The sequence below is a fragment of the Brasilonema angustatum genome, from assembly GCF_059505445.1.
The window spans coordinates 28,923-50,486 of sequence record NZ_JCACKO010000031.1 but is presented as its reverse complement, the minus strand read 5'-3'; the positions used below and the strand labels follow the sequence as shown (position 1 = coordinate 50,486).

Below are 21,564 nucleotides of genomic sequence, written 5' to 3'. Positions count from 1 at the left end.
GGGTCGCCGCAGGCGGGGGGATCAAAATAAAGTTGCACCAAAGCGTTATGTACATCATGTGAAGATCCCCCCTAACCCCCCTTAAAAAGGGGGGAATAAAATCAAGTTGTACTGAAGCGTTATTTACAGGTATATAACTGAAAATACTAATCTCCCTCTTTCACCCCCTTTTTAAGGGGGTCGCCGCAGGCGGGGGGATCAAAATCGAGAATGATCTCATGCCACCCTTTAACAACCGAAACCTCAACACCACAGATTTCCATCTGCCTTACAATCCCCAGCTTGTATCGAGAGCAAAAGAATTTCGTCAAAACCCCACTCCGGCTGAGAAAAAGCTTTGGCAAGAGTATCTGCGGACATTCCGATTTCGAGTTTTGCGACAAAGACCTATTGACCGTTTCATCGTTGACTTTTACTGTGCTGCGCTTAAATTGGTGATTGAGATTGATGGGGAGAGTCATTTTACGCCAGAGGGGCGAGTGTGTGACCAGGAAAGAACGGCAGTTCTTGAAGGATATGGGTTGACGGTTTTGAGATTTACTAATGATGTGGTGATGAATGATTTTGAGGGGGTTTGTCAGCGGATTGAGGAGTTGATCCCCCCAACCCCCTTTAAAAAGGGGGGCTAAGTCAGCAAAAAAAGTCAAAGAAATAGGTAAATCACAGTCATCTGGTTTTTCGCTTTGTGATGAGAAAATGCTATACGTAGAATACGGCGCTTGACGATACTTCCTCAATATTATGGGCAACACTTTTGGGCATCTGTTTCGCATCACCACTTTCGGCGAGTCCCACGGCGGCGGTGTGGGAGTTGTGATTGATGGTTGTCCTCCGCAATTAGAAATTTCTGCCGAGGAAATTCAAGTAGAACTAGATAGAAGACGTCCCGGACAAAGTAAGATTACAACGCCTCGCAAGGAAACGGACACTTGCGAAATTCTCTCTGGGGTATTTGAAGGGAAAACCCTGGGAACGCCAATTTCAATTCTGGTACGCAATAAAGACACCCGCTCTCAGGATTATGATGAGATGGCGGTTAAGTATCGCCCCTCTCATGCGGATGCAACATATGACGCCAAATATGGTATCCGCAATTGGCAAGGTGGCGGTAGATCATCGGCGCGGGAGACTATAGGACGAGTTGCGGCGGGTGCGATCGCCAAAAAAATCCTCCGTCAAGTCGCCAATGTCGAAGTTATTGGTTACGTCAAACGTATCAAAGATTTAGAAGGCGCGATCGATTCCAATACTGTCACTTTAGAACAAGTTGAAAGTAACATCGTCCGCTGTCCCGATGCGGAATGCGCAGAACGGATGATTGAATTAATTGAGCAAACTGGCAGACAAGGTAATTCTGTCGGTGGCGTAGTCGAATGCGTCGCGCGAAATGTGCCCAAAGGTTTGGGTGAGCCAGTTTTTGATAAATTGGAAGCGGATATCGCTAAAGGTGTGATGTCTCTGCCAGCCAGCAAAGGCTTTGAAATTGGTTCCGGTTTTGCGGGGACACTACTCACTGGTATTGAGCATAACGACGAGTTTTATGTAGATGAAAATGGAGAAACTCGCACTGTCACCAACCGTTCTGGTGGAATTCAAGGCGGTATTTCCAACGGTGAAAATATCATCTTGCGTGTCGCATTTAAGCCAACGGCAACGATTAGAAAAGAACAGAAGACAGTCAGCAATGAGGGTGAAGAAACGACTCTAGCAGGGAAAGGACGCCATGATCCTTGTGTGTTACCGCGTGCAGTGCCAATGGTTGAAGGGATGGTAGCGTTGGTGCTCTGTGACCATCTATTACGGTATCACGGGCAGTGTAAGGTGTTGTAGGATGATTGATTTATAGGACTGTAGGGTGGACATTGCCTATGTCCAACGCCAGATGCCTCTGTCGGGAAACCGTCATCAAGCACTGGCTCACCTACTTAGTTCGAGGGTACATAGCACCTAAATGCAATTTGCTAGAAATTATGGTCACAAATAATTCTTTAGCTCAAGCGATCGCCTCAGAATTTAGTCAACTACCTCAAGTCATAGCTGTTGCTTTAGCAGGTTCTCAAGCAACTGAAGTTTCCGATGAATTCTCTGATTTCGATTTTTATGTTTACATACAAGAAGACATTCCCATAGACATTCGTTCCGAAATCAGTCAAAAATTTGCTAATCGTAGCGAAATCAATAATCAATTTTGGGAACCAGGGGATGAGTGGATAGAAACCAATTCTGGAAATGGGATTGATATTATGTACCGTTCACCCCAATGGATTGAAGCACAGTTAGATTCTGTACTTGTGAAGCATCAAGGCTCAGTTGGCTATTCCACTTGTTTTTGGTGGAATGTTTTGCATTCAACATGCTTGTATGACCGAAATGATTGGTTTCAACAACTGCAACAGAAAGCTAATCAACCCTATCCCGAACCTTTAAGACGAGCTATCATTGCCAAAAATTATCCGATTTTAAGAAATAATATTTCTTCCTACCTGCATCAGATAGAAGTGGCAATCAATCGTAATGATTTTGTGAGTGTAAACCATCGAATAGCTGCATTAATAGCAAGTTACTTTGATATTATTTTTGCTATCAACTATCTACCATCACCGGGAGAGAAACACTTGATAGAATTTGCCAAACAGCTATGTCAAAAGTTACCTGTAAATATGGAGCAAAATATAAACAGCCTTATTTGCTGTATTGCATATCCATTTAGTGATCAAGGCATTCTTTGCAAAGCTAATAACTTGATTAATCGTCTGGAAGAATTGTTGCGTGCAGAGAATTTAATCGACAATTGAAATTAACAGTTGGAAGAATCAATTTTGATGCTTACCAACCTCTAATTACTGGTTCGCGCAGAATTTCACGAATACCTTTAGCAACGGTCAAGTTTTTGCCTTTGGTCGATTCTGCAAGAATATAAGTATAATCGTTATTAACAGCTTCAAAGTACTTACCTCGGGAATCTCGCCCATTTACACTTAGAGGTAAGCGTACAGTTTGACCAGTCTTTTTATTTACACCGACATAAGTCAGTGGTGAATCACTACCACAGATACTTACCCAATAATTCTTAGTCTCCGCAGCAACAAATACACTATCCTGCTTGCGACAGAAGTTACGCACTTCTTGTGTTGGAGTTGCTTGAACACTTTGCGCAAAAGGAAGTGACAGCGAACATACACCTACTACATATAAAATTAACTGGTTCCAAGAAGGAGGACGAAATAGCATTATTGATGACTATTAATATCTATTGAATTTGTTAGTACTAAGTTCTACAGCACGCGTGAAGCTGATTACGTAAAACTTGATATATTATTCGCTTACCTGCTTTTAGAGCACAGATTGTAAGTTATGCAAAGATAATTGGAGTGTGGGATCATGCTCACCACCACAAGTCGAATATGCGCTTGCACTCGTATCTCCTGCACTTCTTGTGCTGATATCATCTTAAACAAATATTATAAGGGTTGCATCTCCATGAATTGGATTAACATATTAGGATTAGTTGCGGCAACGTTAACTACATTTTCCTTCTTGCCGCAAATGCTGAAAACATGGCGGTCAAAATCAGCAAAAGATGTTTCATTTGTCATGCTTATTTGCTTCAATATGGGGATATTTCTATGGTTAATATATGGAATATTTCTACAAGCTTTACCCATTATTCTTGCTAACGCCGTAACATTGTTTTTTAACCTGATAATTCTATGGTTTAAAATTAAATATAGATAATTTATTGTAAACACCTGTGACATCTTCTTTTTTTACTGCTGAACGCCTCTTATTTACCCCTGCTATTCCTGACACTGACGCTGTTCCCACCATTTTTGCTTTTCCCAACGAGTACACTGTGGGTATTACTAGCCTTGGCTATCAGGTAGTATGGGCAACTTTAGCAATGCGTTCTGATGTACAGGTGAGTCGTTTATTCACCGACACTCATGAACAACTCCCAAGAACGCCGGAATTATTGGGCTTTTCCTTGTCGTGGGAACTCGATTATGTTAATGTTTTGAATCTGATGGAATCTTTAGAAATTCCCATCAGGGCAAATGCCCGAGATAATCATGATCCCATAGTTTTTGGTGGCGGTCCAGTACTCACAGCTAACCCCGAACCTTTCGCAGATTTCTTTGATGTGATTTTGCTGGGAGATGGGGAAACTTTGCTGGGGAATTTTATCGAAGCTTACAAAGAAGTTAGAAAAGCTGATAGACAAACCCAACTCAAAGCATTAGCACAAGTTTCTGGTGTTTATGTTCCTAGTTTGTATGAGGTGGAATATCATGCATTAGATGGCGCAGTAAAATTAATTCAACCAATTTCACCAGAAATTCCTGCAGTGGTGCAAAAGCAAACTTACCGAGGAAATGTCCTTTCAGCATCAACAGTCGTGACAGAAAAAGCGGCTTGGGAAAATATCTTCATGGTGGAAGTGGTGAGAAGTTGTCCAGAAATGTGTCGCTTCTGTTTGGCAAGTTATCTGACATTACCTTTTAGAACAGCGAGTGTTGAGAGTTCACTGATTCCAGCAATTGAAAAAGGGTTATCAGTCACAAATCGGTTAGGATTATTGGGAGCTTCAGTTACTCAACATCCGGAATTTGAAGCTTTACTGGATTATATTAATCAGCCAAAGTACGATGATATACGTCTGAGCATTTCCTCAGTACGAACAAATACAGTTACTGTACAATTGGCGCAGACTTTGGCAAGACGAGATACAAGATCCCTCACCATTGCAGTAGAAAGTGGTTCAGAAAAATTACGACGGATTATCAATAAAAAGTTGCAAAATGATGAAATCATCCAAGCAGCATTGAATGCGAAAGCTGGGGGATTATCTAGTTTGAAACTCTACGGAATGGTGGGAATTCCTGGTGAAGAACCAGAGGATTTGGATGCAACTGTAACGATGATGCGCGATATCAAAAAAGCTGCTCCTGGACTACGGTTAACACTAGGATGCAGTACTTTTGTCCCCAAAGGACATACACCATTTCAGTGGTTTGGGGTGAATCCGCAAGCAGAAAAAAGGTTGCAGTTTTTACAGAAAAAACTCAAGCCTCAAGGAATAGACTTTCGCCCGGAAAGTTATAATTGGTCAATAATTCAGACTTTGTTATCGAGAGGCGATCGCCGACTCTCCTACTTCCTAGAACTAACCCGCAACTTCGGTGATTCTCTAGGTAGTTACAAACGTGCTTTCAAACAACTCAAAGGACAAATCCCCGACTTAGATTTTTACGTTCATACCAATTGGTCAACAGACCAAATCTTACCTTGGAACCACTTGCAAGGTCCGTTACCACAGTCTACACTACTAAAGCACTTGGCTGATGCCACCAGTCATTTCAACTCATCCGAAAGAGAACTACAACCGTTAAACTTATAAATGCAAACAACAGCCGAATACTACTGCGCCTATTGCGGAGAACCCAATACTACCTTTATTGATTTGAGTGCAGGTGGACAGCAATCTTACGTAGAAGATTGTCAAGTTTGTTGTCGTCCCAATCTTCTCTACGTGCGGATTGATGAAGAGACTCTTGATGTAAAAATAGATACTGAATACGAAGAATAAACTTTTCTACTGATTTTAAATTGGAAATTTTTTGGTAAGAAATCGTAAGGGATGCTTAGTCGTTATTAAAAATGTAAGTAACAACTAACAACTACCAATTATTACTTACAGAACTGAAAACCGTTGAAATGCTGCACTTTAAATATTCATCAGTCATTAATGCACCAGTAGAGGTTGTTTGGAAATTCCACGAAAAACCAGATGTTATGCAACTGCTGACTCCACCTTGGCAACCCGTTCAAGTCCTCCGCCGCGAAGGGGGACTTGGAAGGGGTGCTATCACTGAGTTTCGCCTTTATTTGGGACCATTGCCTTTGCGTTGGTTAGCAAGTCACACAGAATACGAAGAATATCACCTGTTTACCGACGAACAAATTTCCGGACCTTTTGATTATTGGAAGCATCGACATTTGTTTGAACCAGAAAATGGTTCAACGAGATTGACTGATGACATTTCCTTTTCTATGCCTGGTGGACAACCGGTGGAATTTGTCAGTGGTTGGCTTGTGCAAGCCCAGTTAGAAGCGATGTTTCGTTACCGACATTTTGTGACGAAGCGTGAATGTGAGTCACTATTAGCACGTTAAGTAAATTCTGTACATTCTCAGCTTTTATTTATCTTTATTTTTCAAAGCAAGGTTTGAAACCCACTGAAGTAAACCTGGAAACAATCGATAAAACGCTTGCGACAAATTTGCCGAACCAACAAATACTTCAGACTTATGGTTTTTAACAGCGTCCCAGATGGCATTTGCCACGTCCTCAGGCTTCTCCACACCTGGAATTTCTAGGACGCTGTTCATCTGATCACGACGGGATTTCGCATCTTGCTCATCTTTACCACGGAAAACAGCCGCTTCCACAAAACGACTCTTGATCACATTGGGGTAAATTCCACAAACGTGAACACCTTTTGGCTTCAATTCTGCGTGCAACGCCTCTGTCAAACCTGTGACGCCAAACTTACTAGTGGAGTACGGCACTGAGTAAGGAATAGGCACTTTACCGCCAATGGAACTTATATTCACAATTGTTCCAGTTCTCCTTTGAAGGAAATGAGGCAAAAGGGCATGAATTGTGTGAATATATCCCCATAAATTAGTATCTATGATTTGGTGCCAATCGCTTAGAGAAAACTTCTCCACTGGTGCTTCTGCGAAAATACCTGCATTGTTAATCAGTACGTCAATGTAGCCGTAATCAGCCAAAGCCTTTTCTACGAGTGTTTCCACCTGCGATGGATCTTTAACATCGCAAGGAACTATAAGTGGTACTGGACGACCAAGGCTTTGCACCTCTTGTGCTACCCTTTCCAATTCGTCAAGTTGACGTGCAGTGAGTACCAGGTCATATCCTTTGCGAGCAAATAGAAGTGCTGTTGCTTTCCCAATACCTTGGGAAGCACCTGTAATGAGTACTGTAGGAGCCATCTTTTCAGTTAAAAACTTTATTTCCTATCTATTAGTTTGAGCAACAAAATTTAATAAACCTTCTGACTAGCGTTAGATTTTCAATTTTGAAATTCTCTTGGTATACCTGACTACTACCTGATGACAAAAAAAATCCTCTATTTGGCAGGCGCATCATACTCTTATTAACCTGATGATTGGTTTTATCGCCTAGCTACTTTGGGATCTTAGCGGTTACAGCGTTGGGCGCGACGTACTCAACCTCATTTACTAGATTTGAAAGAACCTAAAACTCAGCTAAAGATATAAGCCGACACTACAGACACAAGAGCTAACCTCTTGTGCACTCTGGGTTCTGGGTTGTGAATCTTTCTCTAAAATTTTGCTGTATGACACCCATACAGTCAACCTTCAGACGGAAAAAGTTTTCGGTCTGGCAATTGTATGTAATTATTAAAGTAAATTAACATTTCTACATAATGTGAAATGTAAAGCGAATGTTGTTCTTTGGGCAACATCTACTTACGACTGGATAAAATACAGTCCGGGAATTATGGAAACAGTTCCCCACCTTATCTCACCTAGTTGACAAGTAACTGCCTAGGCTTGTGTGAACTGTTAATGTATCTCGTCATGAGCTTATTTTTTTGAATTTTCCTCCAAAACGAAGTACAACCATGATTCAACAATTAGAAAAACCAATCAGTCATCAACAAAAACTTCCCAGTCCATCTACTGCAGGACTTGTCATTGCTATTGTAATAATTGCAACTTGGGTGACCAGCTTGATTTTATTACTTTCTGTTGATATCTCTAACTTTAATATTTTGACTTTATCGCTTGCTATGCTTTGGCAGGCATTTTTATACACAGGATTATTTATTACGACTCATGATGCTATGCATGGGGCAGTTTTTCCTGCAAACAATAAGATTAATCACTTTATTGGCTCACTATGTTTAACACTTTATGGTTTTTTACCTTATCAAAAACTATTAAGAAAACATTGGATGCATCATCATCATCCTGCGAGTGATAAAGACCCCGATTTTCACGATGGCGAACATAAAAATTTATTTGTTTGGTATTTTTATTTCATGAAAAATTACTCAAGTTGGGGGCAAATGCTTATCATAACAATTATCTATAACTTAGCCTATTTCATACTCCATATACCCCGAACAAATCTCACTTTGTTTTGGGCAATACCTGCACTTATCAGTTCAATACAGCTATTTTATTTCGGCACATTTTTGCCCCATCGTGAGCCAAAAGACGGGTATAGTGAACCTCACCGCGCCAAAACTATCTCATATCCTGTTTGGTGGTCATTTCTTACCTGCTATCATTTTGGTTATCACGAAGAACATCACGAGTCTCCTCATGTTCCTTGGTGGCAATTGCCAGATGCTCATATGTTGAAGCGATCGACAACTAATGCACCAAATATGTAAATGATCCTGGGTTACAAACTTTGCATTCTAATACACAATAGACCTTGATCGAACTCCACTTGATCAGCCAAATTTGTCGCACGTTAGCAGTGAGGTTAAAAATCTACTGCAGGTGCGGCAGCGAAATATGCAAAATTTCGCCAATTGTCGAGAATCCAGCGCGAGTGTAGATCCGCCCTTCTTCCTCATGCGCCGCCATCAGAAAAGCCATTGTAACGCCTGCGTCAAAAGCCTCTCGCACTAGCCGAGTCGTCAAGGCTCCTGCTACACCTCGTCGGCGGAAAGGGACACGCACACCAATGCCAGCGATCTCTGTCGTCTGGTTTGCGGGCACAGAACATACTCCAGCCCCCACAGGTTCGCCTGTTGCTGCTACACGAGCGAGTACCGCGATTCCACCTGCAGCTATGCTAGTTTGTAGACGTTTAACGTCTTCGGAACTTGGTGTAGAATCTCCATAGACCTCGTTTTGCACCGTCACAGTAGCGAGCATATCAGCATCCGAAACCGGCACGATTAGTTCTATGCCTAAGGGAACCCGAAGGAATTGCTCTAAACCAGGAGTGCAGATCATAAGCGGCAGGCGTCCTTCAACGGTGAAACCACCTGATGTCAGCGCTTCCTCGACAGCAGGTGCTAGTTTCGCAACATACTCCAAACGTGGCTTTCGTTTACGCCCAAGGTAGGCAGTGATAAGTGCGTTCACGTCGCTGAGGGACGGCGTGGCATCGTTGTCGGGGATGGCATAGTTAAGAAAGGGGTTGGCGTTGTAGCGGTTGAAGGTTCCGAGGAACGGACCTATCTGCTCCGTGTCACGTTGCTGGCTCGCCGCGACGCGCAGGTACGATTGAATGCGAGATTCCATGAATGGATAGCTTGATCTTGCTCAAGAGTGATAGAAATACGCAAGGAACAACAGCCATTTGGCTGTCCAACAAGAGATCACTCCTATGCTACATGATCAATAGAGCGATCGCGTAAGCGCAAGCGCACACCAAGGGCTAACACGTAGCGTGCGCTTTGCGCTTAGGCAGCAGTGCTTTATTACAGCAGTTTTCATATGAATAGACCACAAATCGTAGGGTGGGCATTGCTTAGAAAAGCCGATGTGATAGACATTTGAGATATTAATGAGCAATGCCCACCTTACAGAAAACCGCTGTAATGGTATTACAAGGACTTGTCAGACAATAGCTTATTTTACCGCAGCAATATCGCCTAGGAAGTCGTAGAGTCCCATATGTTCGCCATATGCTTTGTTCATTGCAGGTGTCGTGGGCCGATCTTCGTCGTGCTTTAGTTCCGCTGCAACAGCAACCCAGTTCGTCATAATTGCACCGGCTTGCGTGAGCCTCAGTATAGTCGCCATCTCTGCTTGTGGACTCCAGGTTCCAGATGCATCAATGACAGCGTAAACATCATATCCTGCTTTAAGTGCTGACAGTGCCGGAAACGCTAGACAGACATCGGTTGTGATCGCAGCCATAATCAGCTTTTTGCGTCCGGTTGCTTCTACAGCCGCACGAGATTTAGGATCATTCCAAAGGTTAATCGGTGAGCGATTAAAAATTTCATGATCGGGAAATAGTTCAATGAGATCTGGAATCGTAGGACCATTAGGACCTTTAGCAGAACTGGTGAATAACACAGTCGGCAAATTGAAAACTTTTGCTGTTTTTGCCAAACCAATCACGTTATTCTTTAGAATTTGCTGATCAATACTATGAACACCTAGAAAAAGTCCAGCCTGATGGTCAATCAGCAACATGGCGGTATTATCAGGTGTCAGTGGATCGTAAAATGCGTCGCTGTTACCTGTTATGTTAGTCATTGACAGTTCCTTAAGCGGTTCAAGGCTTAATTATTCAATGAAGTCAACGGTTCCGCAAGTAGGTACACAAAAGTGCCATAGTTACACGCTTGTACGTAAGGTTCATATTGAAAGTGGATCAATATCCTAGCCTTCTCAATTCGCATCCCTACTTGCGACAAACGCTCGACTTAGTAGGTGACAAATGGGTGACCGTGGTGATCTATGTGCTATCTCACGGTACTAAACGCCACAGTGAGCTTCAAAGAGAAATTGGAGACGTTTCGCAGAGGATGCTAACACGTACACTGCGCGATTTGGAGCGAAATGGTCTTGTGCAGCGCAATGTATATCCTGCTGTACCACCAATGGTGGAGTATTCCTTAACGCCTTTGGGAGAAACGCTCATTGAACCACTCAGAGCTTTGTGTCAATGGTCAATGGAGCATTACCATGAAGTAGAAGCAGCTAGAGAAAGTGGAAATAGTGAAATAAGTGAATGATGCTGGTGTTAATTGACTCCTAAGAAACACAGGGAACAGGGAACAGGGAACAGGGAACAGGGAACTCTTAACAGCCAAGAAGGGAGATGGTGTTTCTTTCATATGTTGCTAGCGGTTTCTTGCGCTAGTTAAAGGCTTACATCTTGCACCAGGGAAAATAGATGTCTAAGTTATTACATATTATTTGACTCTGTTCTCGTCACGGGACTGTAAGTCCCAGGCTCATAGCCAAAGTTCATTAAAATGGACTGAAACGGAATATACTTTGGAAGTATATTTAAACACTATTTTTTATAAAGATTAGTGGTTGACTCGTAACGTTGCAAGATATCAGTTAATCAACGGTGGCATATAGTTATGTACCGAGGTCATCAACCTTGGTTCTACCCTTTTTATTGATTATCATTCCTATATAAATTAATTTTTATATTTAGGTCTATTGACAAAATTAACTTGTTTTTAACTTGTTACCAATGGGTAAAGCAGTTAAAATACCTTAAAACTTTCTTTCCCCCTGCCCCCTGCCCCTTAATGATAAGTTTTTAACCGGACATGATATGAGGCTAAAGCGTGACTACCTAAATTTTTTTTAGTTCACTCCGCTATTGAGGTTAAGCAAATGAATTCACAACACTTGAATATGCCAGCAAAAGCAAACCAGCAAACCTATGATCTGTTTGCACCATCAGCTTTGGTCAATTCCTATCCACTCTTCAAACGGATGCGTTCAGAAGACCCCGTTCACTATTGTGAGTCTTTTGGCTACTGGATTTTGACACGCTATAGAGATGTTAAGGCGGCTTTACAGGATGAGCGTTTGAGTTCAGACCGCACAGCGTTGTTTATCAATCAGTTAGAAAATTTGGATGTCAACCTAATCCAGAATTTCCTTCATCTGGTAACAAAAATAATGGTTGAGCAAGATCCACCGGATCACACCAGACTGCGGAAGTTAGCCAATCAGGGATTTACAACTCGTGCTTTGGAAAGCTGGCGTGCCATTATCCACAACACCACCGATCAATTGTTGGATAACGTTCAAAATCACGGCTGCATGAATGTTGTATCCGATTTGTCGGTACCACTACCATTGTTCATTCTTCCTGAGATATTTGGTGTGCCAGAAACCGACAGAGCGAACCTGCTCGAATGGGCATCGGATATAAGCACCTTTTGGGGTGCACCGGGCGGCTCAAATATTGAAATTGAAGAATTTGCACTTCATGCAGACCTCGCTGCCGTACAGTTTTCTGCACTAATCAGGCAACTGGTTGAACAACGGCGTCGGCAACCCGGAACTGACATGATTAGCCTGCTGAGTGTGGCCTACCTTGAGCAGGGATTTAATCTTGAGGAAATCTCATCTCTATGCATTCAGATCTTAGGTGCAGGTCTGTTGACCATCACAGACCAGATTTCCAATGGGGTGAATGCACTGCTGCGTCATCCGGATCAACTGCAAAAACTGAAAAAAAATCCGACTCTGATCAATTCCGCTGTTGAAGAAATGATCCGTTTCGATACCTCCGTTCCTTTTTTCTTTCGGATTGCCAAACAAGACCTGACGATTGGCGGTAAGGACATCACGGCGGGTAGCGTCATCGCACTGGGGCTTGGGGCGGCGAATCATGACCCCGAGAAGTTTGACTCACCGGAGGTTTTCGATATTACGCGATCGCCCAACGAACACCTTGGGTTTGGTTCAGGCATTCACTTTTGTCTGGGATCCGTTTTAGCTCGCATGGAGTTAACTATTTGCTTCACCACATTACTTAGAAGACTACCGAATCTCAGCTTCGATCCGGATAAGCAAGCTATTCCAACAAAACATAAAAGTCTGCTCTTCAAGGGGTTCGATTCGCTACCCGTAAAGTTCTAGCAGAGGCTTAAGTGATACCATTTTGCATTTTGGATCAGTGACTGCGTCTGGTCGTGGCCATGCTGTATGGTCTCCAGCAAGTACGATCCGACCAGCTTTTGGCATTTGTTCTATGTAAAGTTTCATTAATTTATGACGCAGAGGTCTACAATCTTGTAAGGCTGAGTCCCAAGGGGACACGCGCAAGGGACGCGAACATAGAAGCTTGACCATTTTCTACGGAAGACTGGGATAGGGAAAAATCAGCCAAACTGTAAGCATTACGAGTTATTAAAACCGCGTCCAGCAATTCAAATGTTGCGTCCTTAGCTTTACGAAAAGTCTTTAATTTAGCTACAAGTTCCCAGCGCGAAAGGTGAGCGTTGGTGGTTCTTCTCTCATCTTCCGTTGGAGGGTGCCTGCTTCAACCGCAGATAACCCTCTATTTTTTACACCAGTGCATTCTGGCTTGGTTTTAGTACAAAATAACTATTTTTTGGCGATTGCGCGGAGCGCAGACGCCTGCATGCCTATCGCTTGTTTTTAGTCTAAACACCAGTATCTCAGGACAGTACATGAGAAAACCAACAACATTTTCGTTGTTGTAAATTGCCCTTGGCACATAGTGAAGCTCAAATTTTGATTCTGCAATTGAGTCTACATTTGATGCTACTAAACCTTCTTGCTCAGGTGCAAGTTTAAGCCTGATACATTGAATCCAGTTTTCCTTCGTTACTTCTATTAAACTCACACTCATAACTTTATATTTTACTGGCTTTGGAGTGTAGCTCATACCCTAGTATCAGCTACACTCCAAAGCCTATCGCACTCTACTGCTGCCAAAAGATGCTGGTCTTTGTTGCGCAACATTTTCCGGTATCGGTGGACGCAGGCAAAGATACACAAGTGGACCGAACAGAGGAACAAGTGATACTGCCCAAAACACTTGAGGATTATTCCAATGCCGTCTCGCCATATCATCGCCTAAGACGGTTGGGAAGAGTAGGCAAAATAAACAAAATGCCAAACTCATACCATTGATAAAGCGATCGCCCAAAAACTGCTGCCAAAATCCTACCCAATCCCCAAGAATTGCATAAGCAAACAAACCAACAGTGCTTAAACTCAGAGCAATACCAAAAAAGCGAGAATCCAACAGCTTTAAAAAAGCATCCTTGTGTCCAGAAAATTGTTGATTGTCTTCCCTCAAAGCCAAATAAGGTATAAGACCAAGCGTACCTGAAGCAATGGACGCTATTGCAAAAGGATAGAAAGGAATCCACTGCATCCTACCATCAAAGAACAGAACACCACTGTAAATGAACAAGCAGATCCCAACAAGGGAGAACAAACAGAGGAGAACTGGATTTACATCTGCCCAATTTAGAGTAAAGATATTTTTGAGTAACGTCAGAGTTTCCTCTAAATGCAGTGGAGGAGCGAACAACAAAAGGTAGGCGATAAATCCAACCCACAGTAACCAAAGAGCAATTTTTCGACTCATAATCTTAATTTATGGCGCTTTGTTGCTGACTCTGTATTATGTTGTCAGCTGCTTCTTGCAATGGTGGACGTATACATAAATAAATCAACGGACCAAACAGCGGAATTAATCCAATCAACCAGAACAACTGAGGATTCTTGATATCTCGCCGCGCCATATCATCTCCCAACAAGGCTGGAAACAATAAGCAAAGCAGGCAAAAATCTAAACTCATCACATGAATAAAGCGGCTTGTCTGCCACTGCTGAACAAAATTTCCCCAATCTCCTTGTCCTACACCATAAGCAATTAAGATAACTGTGGCGATCGCCAGAGCAATACCTGTTAGGCGAGAATCTAATATCTTGAGAAAAGCATTTTTGCTGCCAGGAAACTCTTGATTTGGTTCCCGTAAGGTTAAGTAAGGTAGTAATGCAAAAGCCCCTACTCCAAACGAAACACTAGCAAAAGGCCAAGCAGGAATATTTTGTGCTCTACCATCAATAAATACCAAGCAGCTGTAAATCATAGGCCAGATGCCCATGATGTTAAAAAGTGCTATAATCAGGGGGTTTATTCCTTGCCACTGACCAGTAGAAAGATCTTTAATCAAATCGAATGTATCAGGTTGATCGGGAGGGGCAAATAAAAAGACATAGACAATAAATCCCAGCCATAGCGCTCCAAAAGTAATTTTTCTAACCATTATTCAAGCTAGTTTTGATTAATTCAGCGATTGTCCTGCTACAAGTCCTACTGGGGATTGAAATAACTGAAAGCTTCTGAAAGGTAATCAGAAGCAGCAGTTACTACTGCGATCGCACCTTCGTAATCTAGACGCGTTGGTCCGAGAACTCCCACGCTACCTAATGATACAGAACCCCGGCGATAGGTCGAAGAAATCAACGAACAAGTGCGTATAGGTTCTAGAGGATTTTCTGCACCAATACGAATCATGACTCGTGGCTTACCAACCACCTCCGCTTCCGGCTGTTCTTCAAATATTAACCGCCACAGTTGGTCTTGTTCTTCTTCCAACAGATGGATGAGCATTTGCACTTGCTGTAATTCCGAAAACTCTGGCTGACGCAAAACTTCCGCAACACCGCGAACCATAATTTGTGTTGCAGATGGTGTGATAGTGCGACGGGCGAATTCTGCAAGAGATTTTTTTAAGAATTCTCCATAGATTTGGAACTCGTGGGCTAATTCACTCCATTTCAGGTTGGCTAATTCAGCTATGCTGCGTCCCCGTAAGTGAGTATTCAAAAAATTAGAGACAATCTGTAACTCGCGGTCGATGACTTCTGCATCTGGTTGTGAATCTTCCGAGGCTTGCGGTAAATCCATCAATGCAGAATGTGTCTCATATCCATCCGTCACCACAATCAACATCACCCGTCCCGTTTCTACTTGCACTAGTTGTAAATGTCTCAACACTGCTGTCGCAGTTTGCGGCATCGTGATTAAGGTGATGCAACCACTCAAAGTTGCTAAAATGTGAGCTGCTCCTTGCAAAAGAGCTTCCAAGCTCCAATCTTCCCATTTAAGGCGTTTTTGCAGTGATAGTTCTACATCTCGTGCTAGAGTTTCAGAAGGTGTTATCAACTGGTCAACATAAATACGGTAGCCAGAGTCAGAAGGGACGCGTCCTGCAGAAGTGTGAGGTTGGTACAGTAAGCCAACTTTTTCCAACACACCCATTACATTGCGAATTGTTGCTGAGCTAACACCAAGGTTGTACTCTTCAACAAGAGCTTTAGAACCAACAGGTTCTGCTGTGGCTATATAATGACGTATTGTTGCCCCAAGTATCTGCTGTTGACGATTTGTAAGCTGGACTTGCATAAGGAGTTTTTTACCGAAGCCGAATTGTAAGCTAAGTTTGAAAAAATTTTTAGAGATAACTCTAAATTAAATAAGGATTAATAATAGTAAAGCAAGATCACAAGCACTTTGCTTGTACAACAATAAGCAAAAAGAAGTAAAGAAAAGTAAAGACACTGTACTGCCTTGAGTAAAGTTACTATTAATACAGGTAACTTGCTGGAAAAAAGCTTTTGGATTGAAGTAAATTAGCCCCTACTTATGCATACTTGCATAAGTTTATTGAAATCTCTGTATTTCAAGTTACGAATTTCCTGAACAGCCAAAAAAGGCACATAGGTAGAATACAAATATTTACCACTTAACACTTAAAGCTATCCTAGCTTGTACAGAGGATAGCATAGGCAAATTAAAATCGTCAGTCTTAGCAGACTACATATAGAAATCCAGTTTGATTTATGAACTTACTCGTGAAGACAGGGGGGACGCTTAACAGGTGAGACCAGCCCCCGTCTTGGCGGTCTCCGTCACGGAGCGCGTTTGCGCAGCGCCCCCTTAGGGGCTAGCGTCTCCGCAGGAGATTGGGGGACTGGCGTTAGCGCAGCGAGACCGGAGGTCTTCCCCGAAGGGGAATGGGGAACGCTTAAGATCAAATGTACCTAATTTCACAAAAATCAAATATGAGTCCTATATCCGCTTAATGCAAAACAGCAGCTAGTATTGGGGAATGGAAGAGTCAACCAGAGTTGAGTAAGCATCAATTCCACCCATAATATTTTTTACATTTGAAAAGCCTTGAACAGTTAACCACTGACACATCTGAGCAGAACGAATGCCATGATGACACAGCACAAGAGTTTCAGCGTGGGGATCTAAGCGGGTGTTGACTTGATCTGCCCAGTCAGGAAACTGACTCAAAGGTAAATTGACAAAGCCATTGATGTGAGCGATCGCCACCTCTTGTGGTTCACGCACGTCCACAAGCTGAATTGGCTCTCCTGAAGATAAGCGTTGTGCCAGTTCTTCAACGTTAATTTGGATAATCGATGGTTCGGAAGGTTTGCCTACCATGAAGTTTTAATAAAAATCCTATACTATATTATATTGACAAAAAATCTTCGTTCTTTGGGTTTGGTAGGTACATGAGTGCCGTTTCATTAAAGGACTGAAAAATCCGGTTTTCATGCAGAATTTCTCTAAAGTTCGGCTTAATGCTGTAAAGTGAGCATCTAACAATTAAGAGATAACCTGATTTCTGATAGACTTGTGCGTAAGTTTCAGTAATAAACTAATTTCTAGTAACAGAACTACCTTCGATAATTTAATTTGGTAGTTGATTATTTGTATTTGCACCCCTAGCGGTCTGTATAAAAATTATGACACAACGCTCATTTTTCAGAGTTGTAGCAGTGGGTATTATGATGCTGCTATTGATTGGTATGACTGGTTGTAACGGGTTATCCGCCAAAAATTCCCTAACCGGTATCGCTCCTACAGGACAGTCAGATGCTGCCATATTTGTGTCTAAACAAGCACCAGTTATGGTATCGATGCTCGTGAATCCAGAACGCTTGCAGGCGTTTGAGCGTGATGGAGAACTGTCAAAATTGAAAACAAGATTACTGGCGAATACGGGTATAGATTATCAACAGGAAATTAAACCTTGGTTAGGGAACGAAATAACATTAGCTGTCACAAGCTTAGATATTGATCACGACTCTGAGAACGGACAACAGCCAGGGTATCTAATGGCACTTGCAACCACTCAACCCGATAAAAGCCGTGAATTTGTTCAGTTATTGTTTTCCAAGCGGGCTTTGGCTGGGGCAAATTTAGCAACTGAAGAATACAAGGGCGTGAAACTGATTTCTGACAATCAGATTCCTTCAACGTCTGGTGAAAAGGAAGGAGTCAAAAACCAAAATACTCTTGCTGGTGCAGTTGTAGGTAATAGCTTTGTCTTGTTTGCCAATGATCCAAAAGTGCTGCGAGAGGCAATTAATAATGTACAGGTATCCGATCTGAATTTAACCAGTTCCGGCAAATACCAAAAAGCAACCAAACAACTGTCCAAAGAAGCACAGGCTGTTGCTTTTCTGAATCTCCCCGTAGTAGCAAAATGGCAGAATCTCAAACCTAATGCTCAAACTTATGACAACCAAATTATTTCCTTAGTATCAAACTCCAAAGGATTGCTAGCTGAAACTGCTTTTTTGGCTAAAGATAAAACCTCACCCCCAGCGGCACAACTCTCTGAACCTGTGGGTGCGTTGGAGTATATCCCAGCTTCAGCAAGTTTGGCAGTAGCAGGATCAAATTTAAGCGGTTTGGGTGATAGTGATTTAGCACAACTTTGGCAACAAGTGACAGCTAGCCTCTCTGCTTCCACAGAAGATGTGATTTCTAAGTTCCTCCCGGTAGCAGATGTTCAAAAACGTTCGCTTATCAACTGGAGAGAAGATATTTTTAACTCGGTGGAAGGAGAATACGCGATCGCATTGTTACCCCGCGCAGAGCAAACAAATTCCGATTGGATTTTTGTCGCCCAAAAATCCGAAAAGACACCCGCAGCAATTTCCCGTTTGGATGAACTCGCCTCATCAGAAGGGCTTTCGCTGAATTCCTTCACCTTAAATGACCAAAAAATCTCTGCTTGGACACAGCTAAAAACTGCTATCAATAAATCTAGTGAAGCAAAAGAGCGAGAATTGTTCACAATTCAAGCAAACGTTGTAGCCGCACGTGCTGACATCGGAAATTATCAGATTTTTGCATCCTCTGTTGAGACAATCAATGCAGCTTTGACGGCTAAGGAGAACCCCCTAGTTAAAAATCGTGATTTCCAAGACAGTATCGCTGCGATTGGTGAACCGAACCAAGGCTACGTTTATATCGACTGGACAAAGAGTCACGATATTTTAGAGCGTCAACTACCAATTCTGAAGTTTGTGGAAGTGCTGGGCAAGCCATTTTTCCAAAATTTGCGATCGCTCACCCTCAGTAGTTATGGTAGTGACACAGAATTGCTCAAAGGTGGCGTATTTTTTCAATTTTTACGTTAGCTAAATCCCGAAATCTGTATAAACCAAGCTGTAGCTATTCTTGGTTCATGGAGTACAGAGGGTGCAGGGAAAGACTTAGTACTATTTCTAGTCTTTCCCTGCTTTTTTATCATTAGATCTCTTGTAGATCTCTTACTAAAGTGAGATTTTACGAAGTTCTGTTTCCTGTTCCCTGTTAAGCGTTCCCTATTCCCTGCGATGCACTGAGCTTGCGTTGCCCTGAGCTTTGTCGTTTGCGTAGCGCCCCCTCCGGGGCTAGGGTCGAAGCGTTCCCTGTTCCCTATTTCACCAACTTAACAACCAACGGTTTAATTCATGGCACCTGGAACGCTAAAATAGATTTTGAGTTGATTGGCGAAACTAGGGTACAAGAAGCGTGCTATCTACATTTGTTGCTGACTTCCGCATCATCTTTGAACGCGATCCAGCTGCTCGTAACTGGTTGGAAGTATTATTTTGCTACCCCGGTTTGCAAGCTTTAATGTTACATCGGCTGGCTCATTGGCTGCATATCATTCACATTCCCCTTATCCCTCGGCTGATTTCACAGATAGCTCGATTTTTCACCGGAGTTGAAATTCACCCTGGTGCAACGATTGGTCAAGGTGTTTTTATTGACCACGGTATGGGTGTGGTGATTGGGGAAACGGCAATTGTGGGAAACTATAGCTTAATTTATCAAGGTGTCACCCTTGGTGGTACAGGTAAGGAATGCGGTAAGCGCCATCCGACTGTAGGAGAAAATGTTGTCGTAGGAGCCGGAGCCAAGGTGCTTGGTAACATCGAAATAGGCAACAATGTCCGCATTGGTGCTGGGTCAGTTGTCTTACGCAATGTGCCAGCAGATTGTACCGTAGTTGGTGTTCCAGGCAGAATACTATATCGTTCTGGCGTTCGAGTCAACCCCCTAGAACACGGAAGTTTACCAGATGCTGAAGCCCAAGTGATACGTGCTTTAGTGGATCGGATTGAACAACTGGAACAAAAAATTGAACGGTTGCAACAACCACAGCAAAAAGTTTTAGTTCCTTTCGTTAACTCATCATTGTCAACACCTCACACCTCAAATTCCCACATATTAAAAGATGAGGTATATTCAGAAACTCGCAATTGTTGTCTTTTGGAAAATAAGGTGATTGAAGAGTTCCTGGATGGTTCTGGGATTTAACGAGCAAGCAAGTCAATCTTTGAGAAGTAAAAAGGCGTTAAGCGTAGCTGCGCCTCCGGCGATCGCTTCTTGTGGGAAGTCAGCGCGAATACGTTCCTGAGTGAATACAATTGCCTGATTTGTCGTATCTAGTATATGACGCAGACGTATTTCATCCATTTTTGACATACTGCACTTAGGCTAAAGCTTGTGTGATAGTTCCTTTGCGCGATCGCCTCTTTTAGGTTTTGCCCAGTATCGATACCACGACATCATAAAGCCAGTAAGAAATAGAACTAACGGTGCAAGTCCAACAAACACGTAGAGAATGCGAGTAGGTAAGCCACCAAATGTACCGTAGTGTAAGGGAACAAAAGAGTTCAAGACGCGATCCCCCAACGGCATCTTCAAACCATTATCAACTCGCAAAACCTCACCACTGTACTGGTCAAGATAAACATTACTATTACCATAATCTGAACTTTCCTGCGGCAGCTTCATGCGAATTTGTAGGGCATTTTCTGGTTTACCAGGGAAGTAAATGCTTTTGGTAATAGCACCTGGCAAAGCAGCATTAGCAATTTTTAGTTGTTGTGTTAGATTTAAAGTCGATTTACCAGAAATTGGCTTAGATACAGGTTCGGATGGTTGTGGGGTGAATGTCACGGCGTAGATAATCGGCGAAGTGAAGCTGAAGTTCCAGCAAAAACCCGTAAAGCTAGTAAAGAATATAAACACCACAGCGATAATGCCAGCAACTTTGTGAATATCAAAGTTCGCTCTTTGCGGATGAGCATCAAGCTTGATTTTGAAGCCTGCAATTAGCTTACGCCAACCAGGCCAAAGAATTAAACCTGTGATGCTCAGCATACACATTAAAAAGGCAGCAATGCCAACAATTATTGTTCCAGTTTCACCTGCCATCAGGCTGTAGTGCAGACTAAGAATCATACCTATTAAGGTATTATCCGATATACGCTCACCCATAATTTTGCCTGTATAAGGATTGAGAAAAACCTCTGTCCGGTGATCGTCAGTCGTTGACAACTGTCCCAGGTAGGGAGAAGAAGGAGTATCTGGCAAATAAATACGAAAAAGATGCAGATCACTTCGCGCGGCATATTTCGCCTGTATTGTATTCATCACATCTTCTGGGGATACTACCTGCACCTGTTGCGGAGTAATATGTCCATACTGTTGGGCAATCATATAATGGTCAATAATCTTGCTCGAACACCAACAAGCTACCTGTCAAGCCAATGAGAATTAGCAACAGTCCAACAAAAAAACCGATATATTGGTGCAGGTAAAAAACGATATCGCGTAGTTTTTTCCGGTTCATAATTGCCACAAAGCAAGTTGAATTTTTTACCCCCCGAAATCCCCCGATGTATCTGGGGAAGTCCCAATGCATTTTCGAGTTT

The 21,564-nt window shown here is 42.6% G+C and carries 24 protein-coding genes; 12 read left to right on the top strand and 12 right to left on the bottom strand.

Translation table 11 applies throughout. The features are described 5' to 3' along the window. The first annotated feature begins 218 nt into the window (after positions 1-218). The 3 genes from AC5JM2_RS07940 (at position 219) to AC5JM2_RS07930 (ending at position 2,795) form a co-directional block, all read left to right on the top strand. Positions 219-629 (top strand): endonuclease domain-containing protein, encoded by a 411-nt coding sequence (locus AC5JM2_RS07940; protein WP_495834351.1) that lies wholly within the window; start codon positions 219-221, stop codon positions 627-629. Positions 630-741: 112 nt separating this feature from the next. Continuing rightward, positions 742-1,830 (top strand): chorismate synthase, encoded by a 1,089-nt coding sequence (gene aroC, locus AC5JM2_RS07935; protein ID WP_495834350.1) that lies wholly within the window; start codon positions 742-744, stop codon positions 1,828-1,830. 38 nt (positions 1,831-1,868) lie between these two features. After that, positions 1,869-2,795, top strand: a complete 927-nt coding sequence (locus tag AC5JM2_RS07930) for a DUF4037 domain-containing protein (RefSeq protein ID WP_495834349.1) — start codon at positions 1,869-1,871, stop codon at positions 2,793-2,795. Positions 2,796-2,826: 31 nt separating this feature from the next. Here AC5JM2_RS07930 and AC5JM2_RS07925 read toward each other — a convergent pair whose 3' ends face one another. Beyond that, a complete protein-coding gene (locus tag AC5JM2_RS07925) occupies positions 2,827-3,231 on the bottom strand; it encodes a hypothetical protein (protein ID WP_495834348.1) in 405 nt (134 codons plus the stop codon). Positions 3,232-3,480: 249 nt separating this feature from the next. Between AC5JM2_RS07925 and AC5JM2_RS07920 the strand changes: the two genes are divergently transcribed. The 4 genes from AC5JM2_RS07920 (at position 3,481) to AC5JM2_RS07905 (ending at position 6,174) form a co-directional block, all read left to right on the top strand. Continuing rightward, positions 3,481-3,735 carry a SemiSWEET transporter gene (locus tag AC5JM2_RS07920; RefSeq protein ID WP_495834347.1) on the top strand — a complete coding sequence of 85 codons (255 nt, stop codon included), beginning with the start codon at positions 3,481-3,483 and terminating at the stop codon, positions 3,733-3,735. A gap of 16 nt (positions 3,736-3,751) precedes the next feature. Next, a complete protein-coding gene (locus AC5JM2_RS07915; RefSeq protein ID WP_495834346.1) occupies positions 3,752-5,398 on the top strand; it encodes a B12-binding domain-containing radical SAM protein in 1,647 nt (548 codons plus the stop codon). Beyond that, a complete protein-coding gene (locus AC5JM2_RS07910; protein ID WP_495834345.1) occupies positions 5,399-5,587 on the top strand; it encodes a CPXCG motif-containing cysteine-rich protein in 189 nt (62 codons plus the stop codon). Between the two features lie 128 nt (positions 5,588-5,715). Further along, positions 5,716-6,174 (top strand): SRPBCC family protein, encoded by a 459-nt coding sequence (locus tag AC5JM2_RS07905; RefSeq protein WP_495834344.1) that lies wholly within the window; start codon positions 5,716-5,718, stop codon positions 6,172-6,174. Between the two features lie 24 nt (positions 6,175-6,198). Here the strand turns inward: AC5JM2_RS07905 and AC5JM2_RS07900 are convergent, their stop codons facing one another. Next, entirely contained in the window at positions 6,199-7,017 is an 819-nt protein-coding gene (locus AC5JM2_RS07900; protein WP_495834343.1) for an SDR family NAD(P)-dependent oxidoreductase, read from the bottom strand. A 656-nt stretch (positions 7,018-7,673) separates the two neighbouring features. Between AC5JM2_RS07900 and crtW the strand changes: the two genes are divergently transcribed. Beyond that, complete coding sequence (gene crtW / locus AC5JM2_RS07895) at positions 7,674-8,450, top strand: beta-carotene ketolase CrtW (RefSeq protein ID WP_495834342.1); 777 nt, start codon at positions 7,674-7,676, stop codon at positions 8,448-8,450. Positions 8,451-8,553: 103 nt separating this feature from the next. On the opposite strand, the gene AC5JM2_RS07890 is transcribed toward crtW, so the two are convergent. Both AC5JM2_RS07890 and AC5JM2_RS07885 read right to left on the bottom strand, forming a co-directional pair. Next, on the bottom strand, positions 8,554-9,156 hold the full coding sequence (locus AC5JM2_RS07890) for a GNAT family N-acetyltransferase (protein WP_495834341.1): 603 nt from the start codon (positions 9,154-9,156) through the stop codon (positions 8,554-8,556). 489 nt (positions 9,157-9,645) lie between these two features. Beyond that, positions 9,646-10,281, bottom strand: coding sequence for a hydrolase (locus tag AC5JM2_RS07885; protein WP_495834340.1), 636 nt, complete (start codon positions 10,279-10,281; stop codon positions 9,646-9,648). A 113-nt stretch (positions 10,282-10,394) separates the two neighbouring features. Between AC5JM2_RS07885 and AC5JM2_RS07880 the strand changes: the two genes are divergently transcribed. After that, positions 10,395-10,763, top strand: coding sequence for a winged helix-turn-helix transcriptional regulator (locus AC5JM2_RS07880; protein WP_495834339.1), 369 nt, complete (start codon positions 10,395-10,397; stop codon positions 10,761-10,763). Positions 10,764-11,382: 619 nt separating this feature from the next. Further along, positions 11,383-12,642, top strand: coding sequence for a cytochrome P450 (locus AC5JM2_RS07875; RefSeq protein ID WP_495834338.1), 1,260 nt, complete (start codon positions 11,383-11,385; stop codon positions 12,640-12,642). A gap of 454 nt (positions 12,643-13,096) precedes the next feature. Here AC5JM2_RS07875 and AC5JM2_RS07870 read toward each other — a convergent pair whose 3' ends face one another. The 5 genes from AC5JM2_RS07870 to AC5JM2_RS07850 all read right to left on the bottom strand — a co-directional run bounded on the left by AC5JM2_RS07870 (position 13,097) and on the right by AC5JM2_RS07850 (position 17,002). Further along, on the bottom strand, positions 13,097-13,414 hold the full coding sequence (locus AC5JM2_RS07870) for a hypothetical protein (RefSeq protein WP_495834337.1): 318 nt from the start codon (positions 13,412-13,414) through the stop codon (positions 13,097-13,099). 27 nt (positions 13,415-13,441) lie between these two features. After that, the gene (locus AC5JM2_RS07865; protein WP_495834336.1) at positions 13,442-14,125 is read right to left on the bottom strand and encodes a hypothetical protein; all 684 of its coding nucleotides are present in this window, start codon (positions 14,123-14,125) and stop codon (positions 13,442-13,444) included. A gap of 4 nt (positions 14,126-14,129) precedes the next feature. Next, on the bottom strand, positions 14,130-14,810 hold the full coding sequence (locus AC5JM2_RS07860) for a DUF2834 domain-containing protein (protein ID WP_495834335.1): 681 nt from the start codon (positions 14,808-14,810) through the stop codon (positions 14,130-14,132). A 47-nt stretch (positions 14,811-14,857) separates the two neighbouring features. Next, entirely contained in the window at positions 14,858-15,952 is a 1,095-nt protein-coding gene (hrcA, locus tag AC5JM2_RS07855; protein WP_495834334.1) for a heat-inducible transcriptional repressor HrcA, read from the bottom strand. Positions 15,953-16,645: 693 nt separating this feature from the next. Then, entirely contained in the window at positions 16,646-17,002 is a 357-nt protein-coding gene (locus AC5JM2_RS07850) for a rhodanese-like domain-containing protein (protein ID WP_495834333.1), read from the bottom strand. A 305-nt stretch (positions 17,003-17,307) separates the two neighbouring features. Between AC5JM2_RS07850 and AC5JM2_RS07845 the strand changes: the two genes are divergently transcribed. Next, entirely contained in the window at positions 17,308-18,993 is a 1,686-nt protein-coding gene (locus AC5JM2_RS07845; protein WP_495834332.1) for a DUF3352 domain-containing protein, read from the top strand. 376 nt (positions 18,994-19,369) lie between these two features. Next, positions 19,370-20,161, top strand: a complete 792-nt coding sequence (cysE, locus tag AC5JM2_RS07840) for a serine O-acetyltransferase (RefSeq protein WP_495834331.1) — start codon at positions 19,370-19,372, stop codon at positions 20,159-20,161. A gap of 12 nt (positions 20,162-20,173) precedes the next feature. Here the strand turns inward: cysE and AC5JM2_RS07835 are convergent, their stop codons facing one another. The 3 genes from AC5JM2_RS07835 to AC5JM2_RS07825 are packed head-to-tail and all read right to left on the bottom strand — an operon-like array spanning position 20,174 to position 21,482. Next, on the bottom strand, positions 20,174-20,329 hold the full coding sequence (locus AC5JM2_RS07835; RefSeq protein WP_495834330.1) for a hypothetical protein: 156 nt from the start codon (positions 20,327-20,329) through the stop codon (positions 20,174-20,176). A gap of 12 nt (positions 20,330-20,341) precedes the next feature. After that, a complete protein-coding gene (locus AC5JM2_RS07830) occupies positions 20,342-21,349 on the bottom strand; it encodes a PepSY-associated TM helix domain-containing protein (protein WP_495834329.1) in 1,008 nt (335 codons plus the stop codon). Between the two features lie 7 nt (positions 21,350-21,356). Next, positions 21,357-21,482, bottom strand: a complete 126-nt coding sequence (locus AC5JM2_RS07825) for a PepSY domain-containing protein (RefSeq protein ID WP_495834328.1) — start codon at positions 21,480-21,482, stop codon at positions 21,357-21,359. Positions 21,483-21,564: the final 82 nt, after the last annotated feature.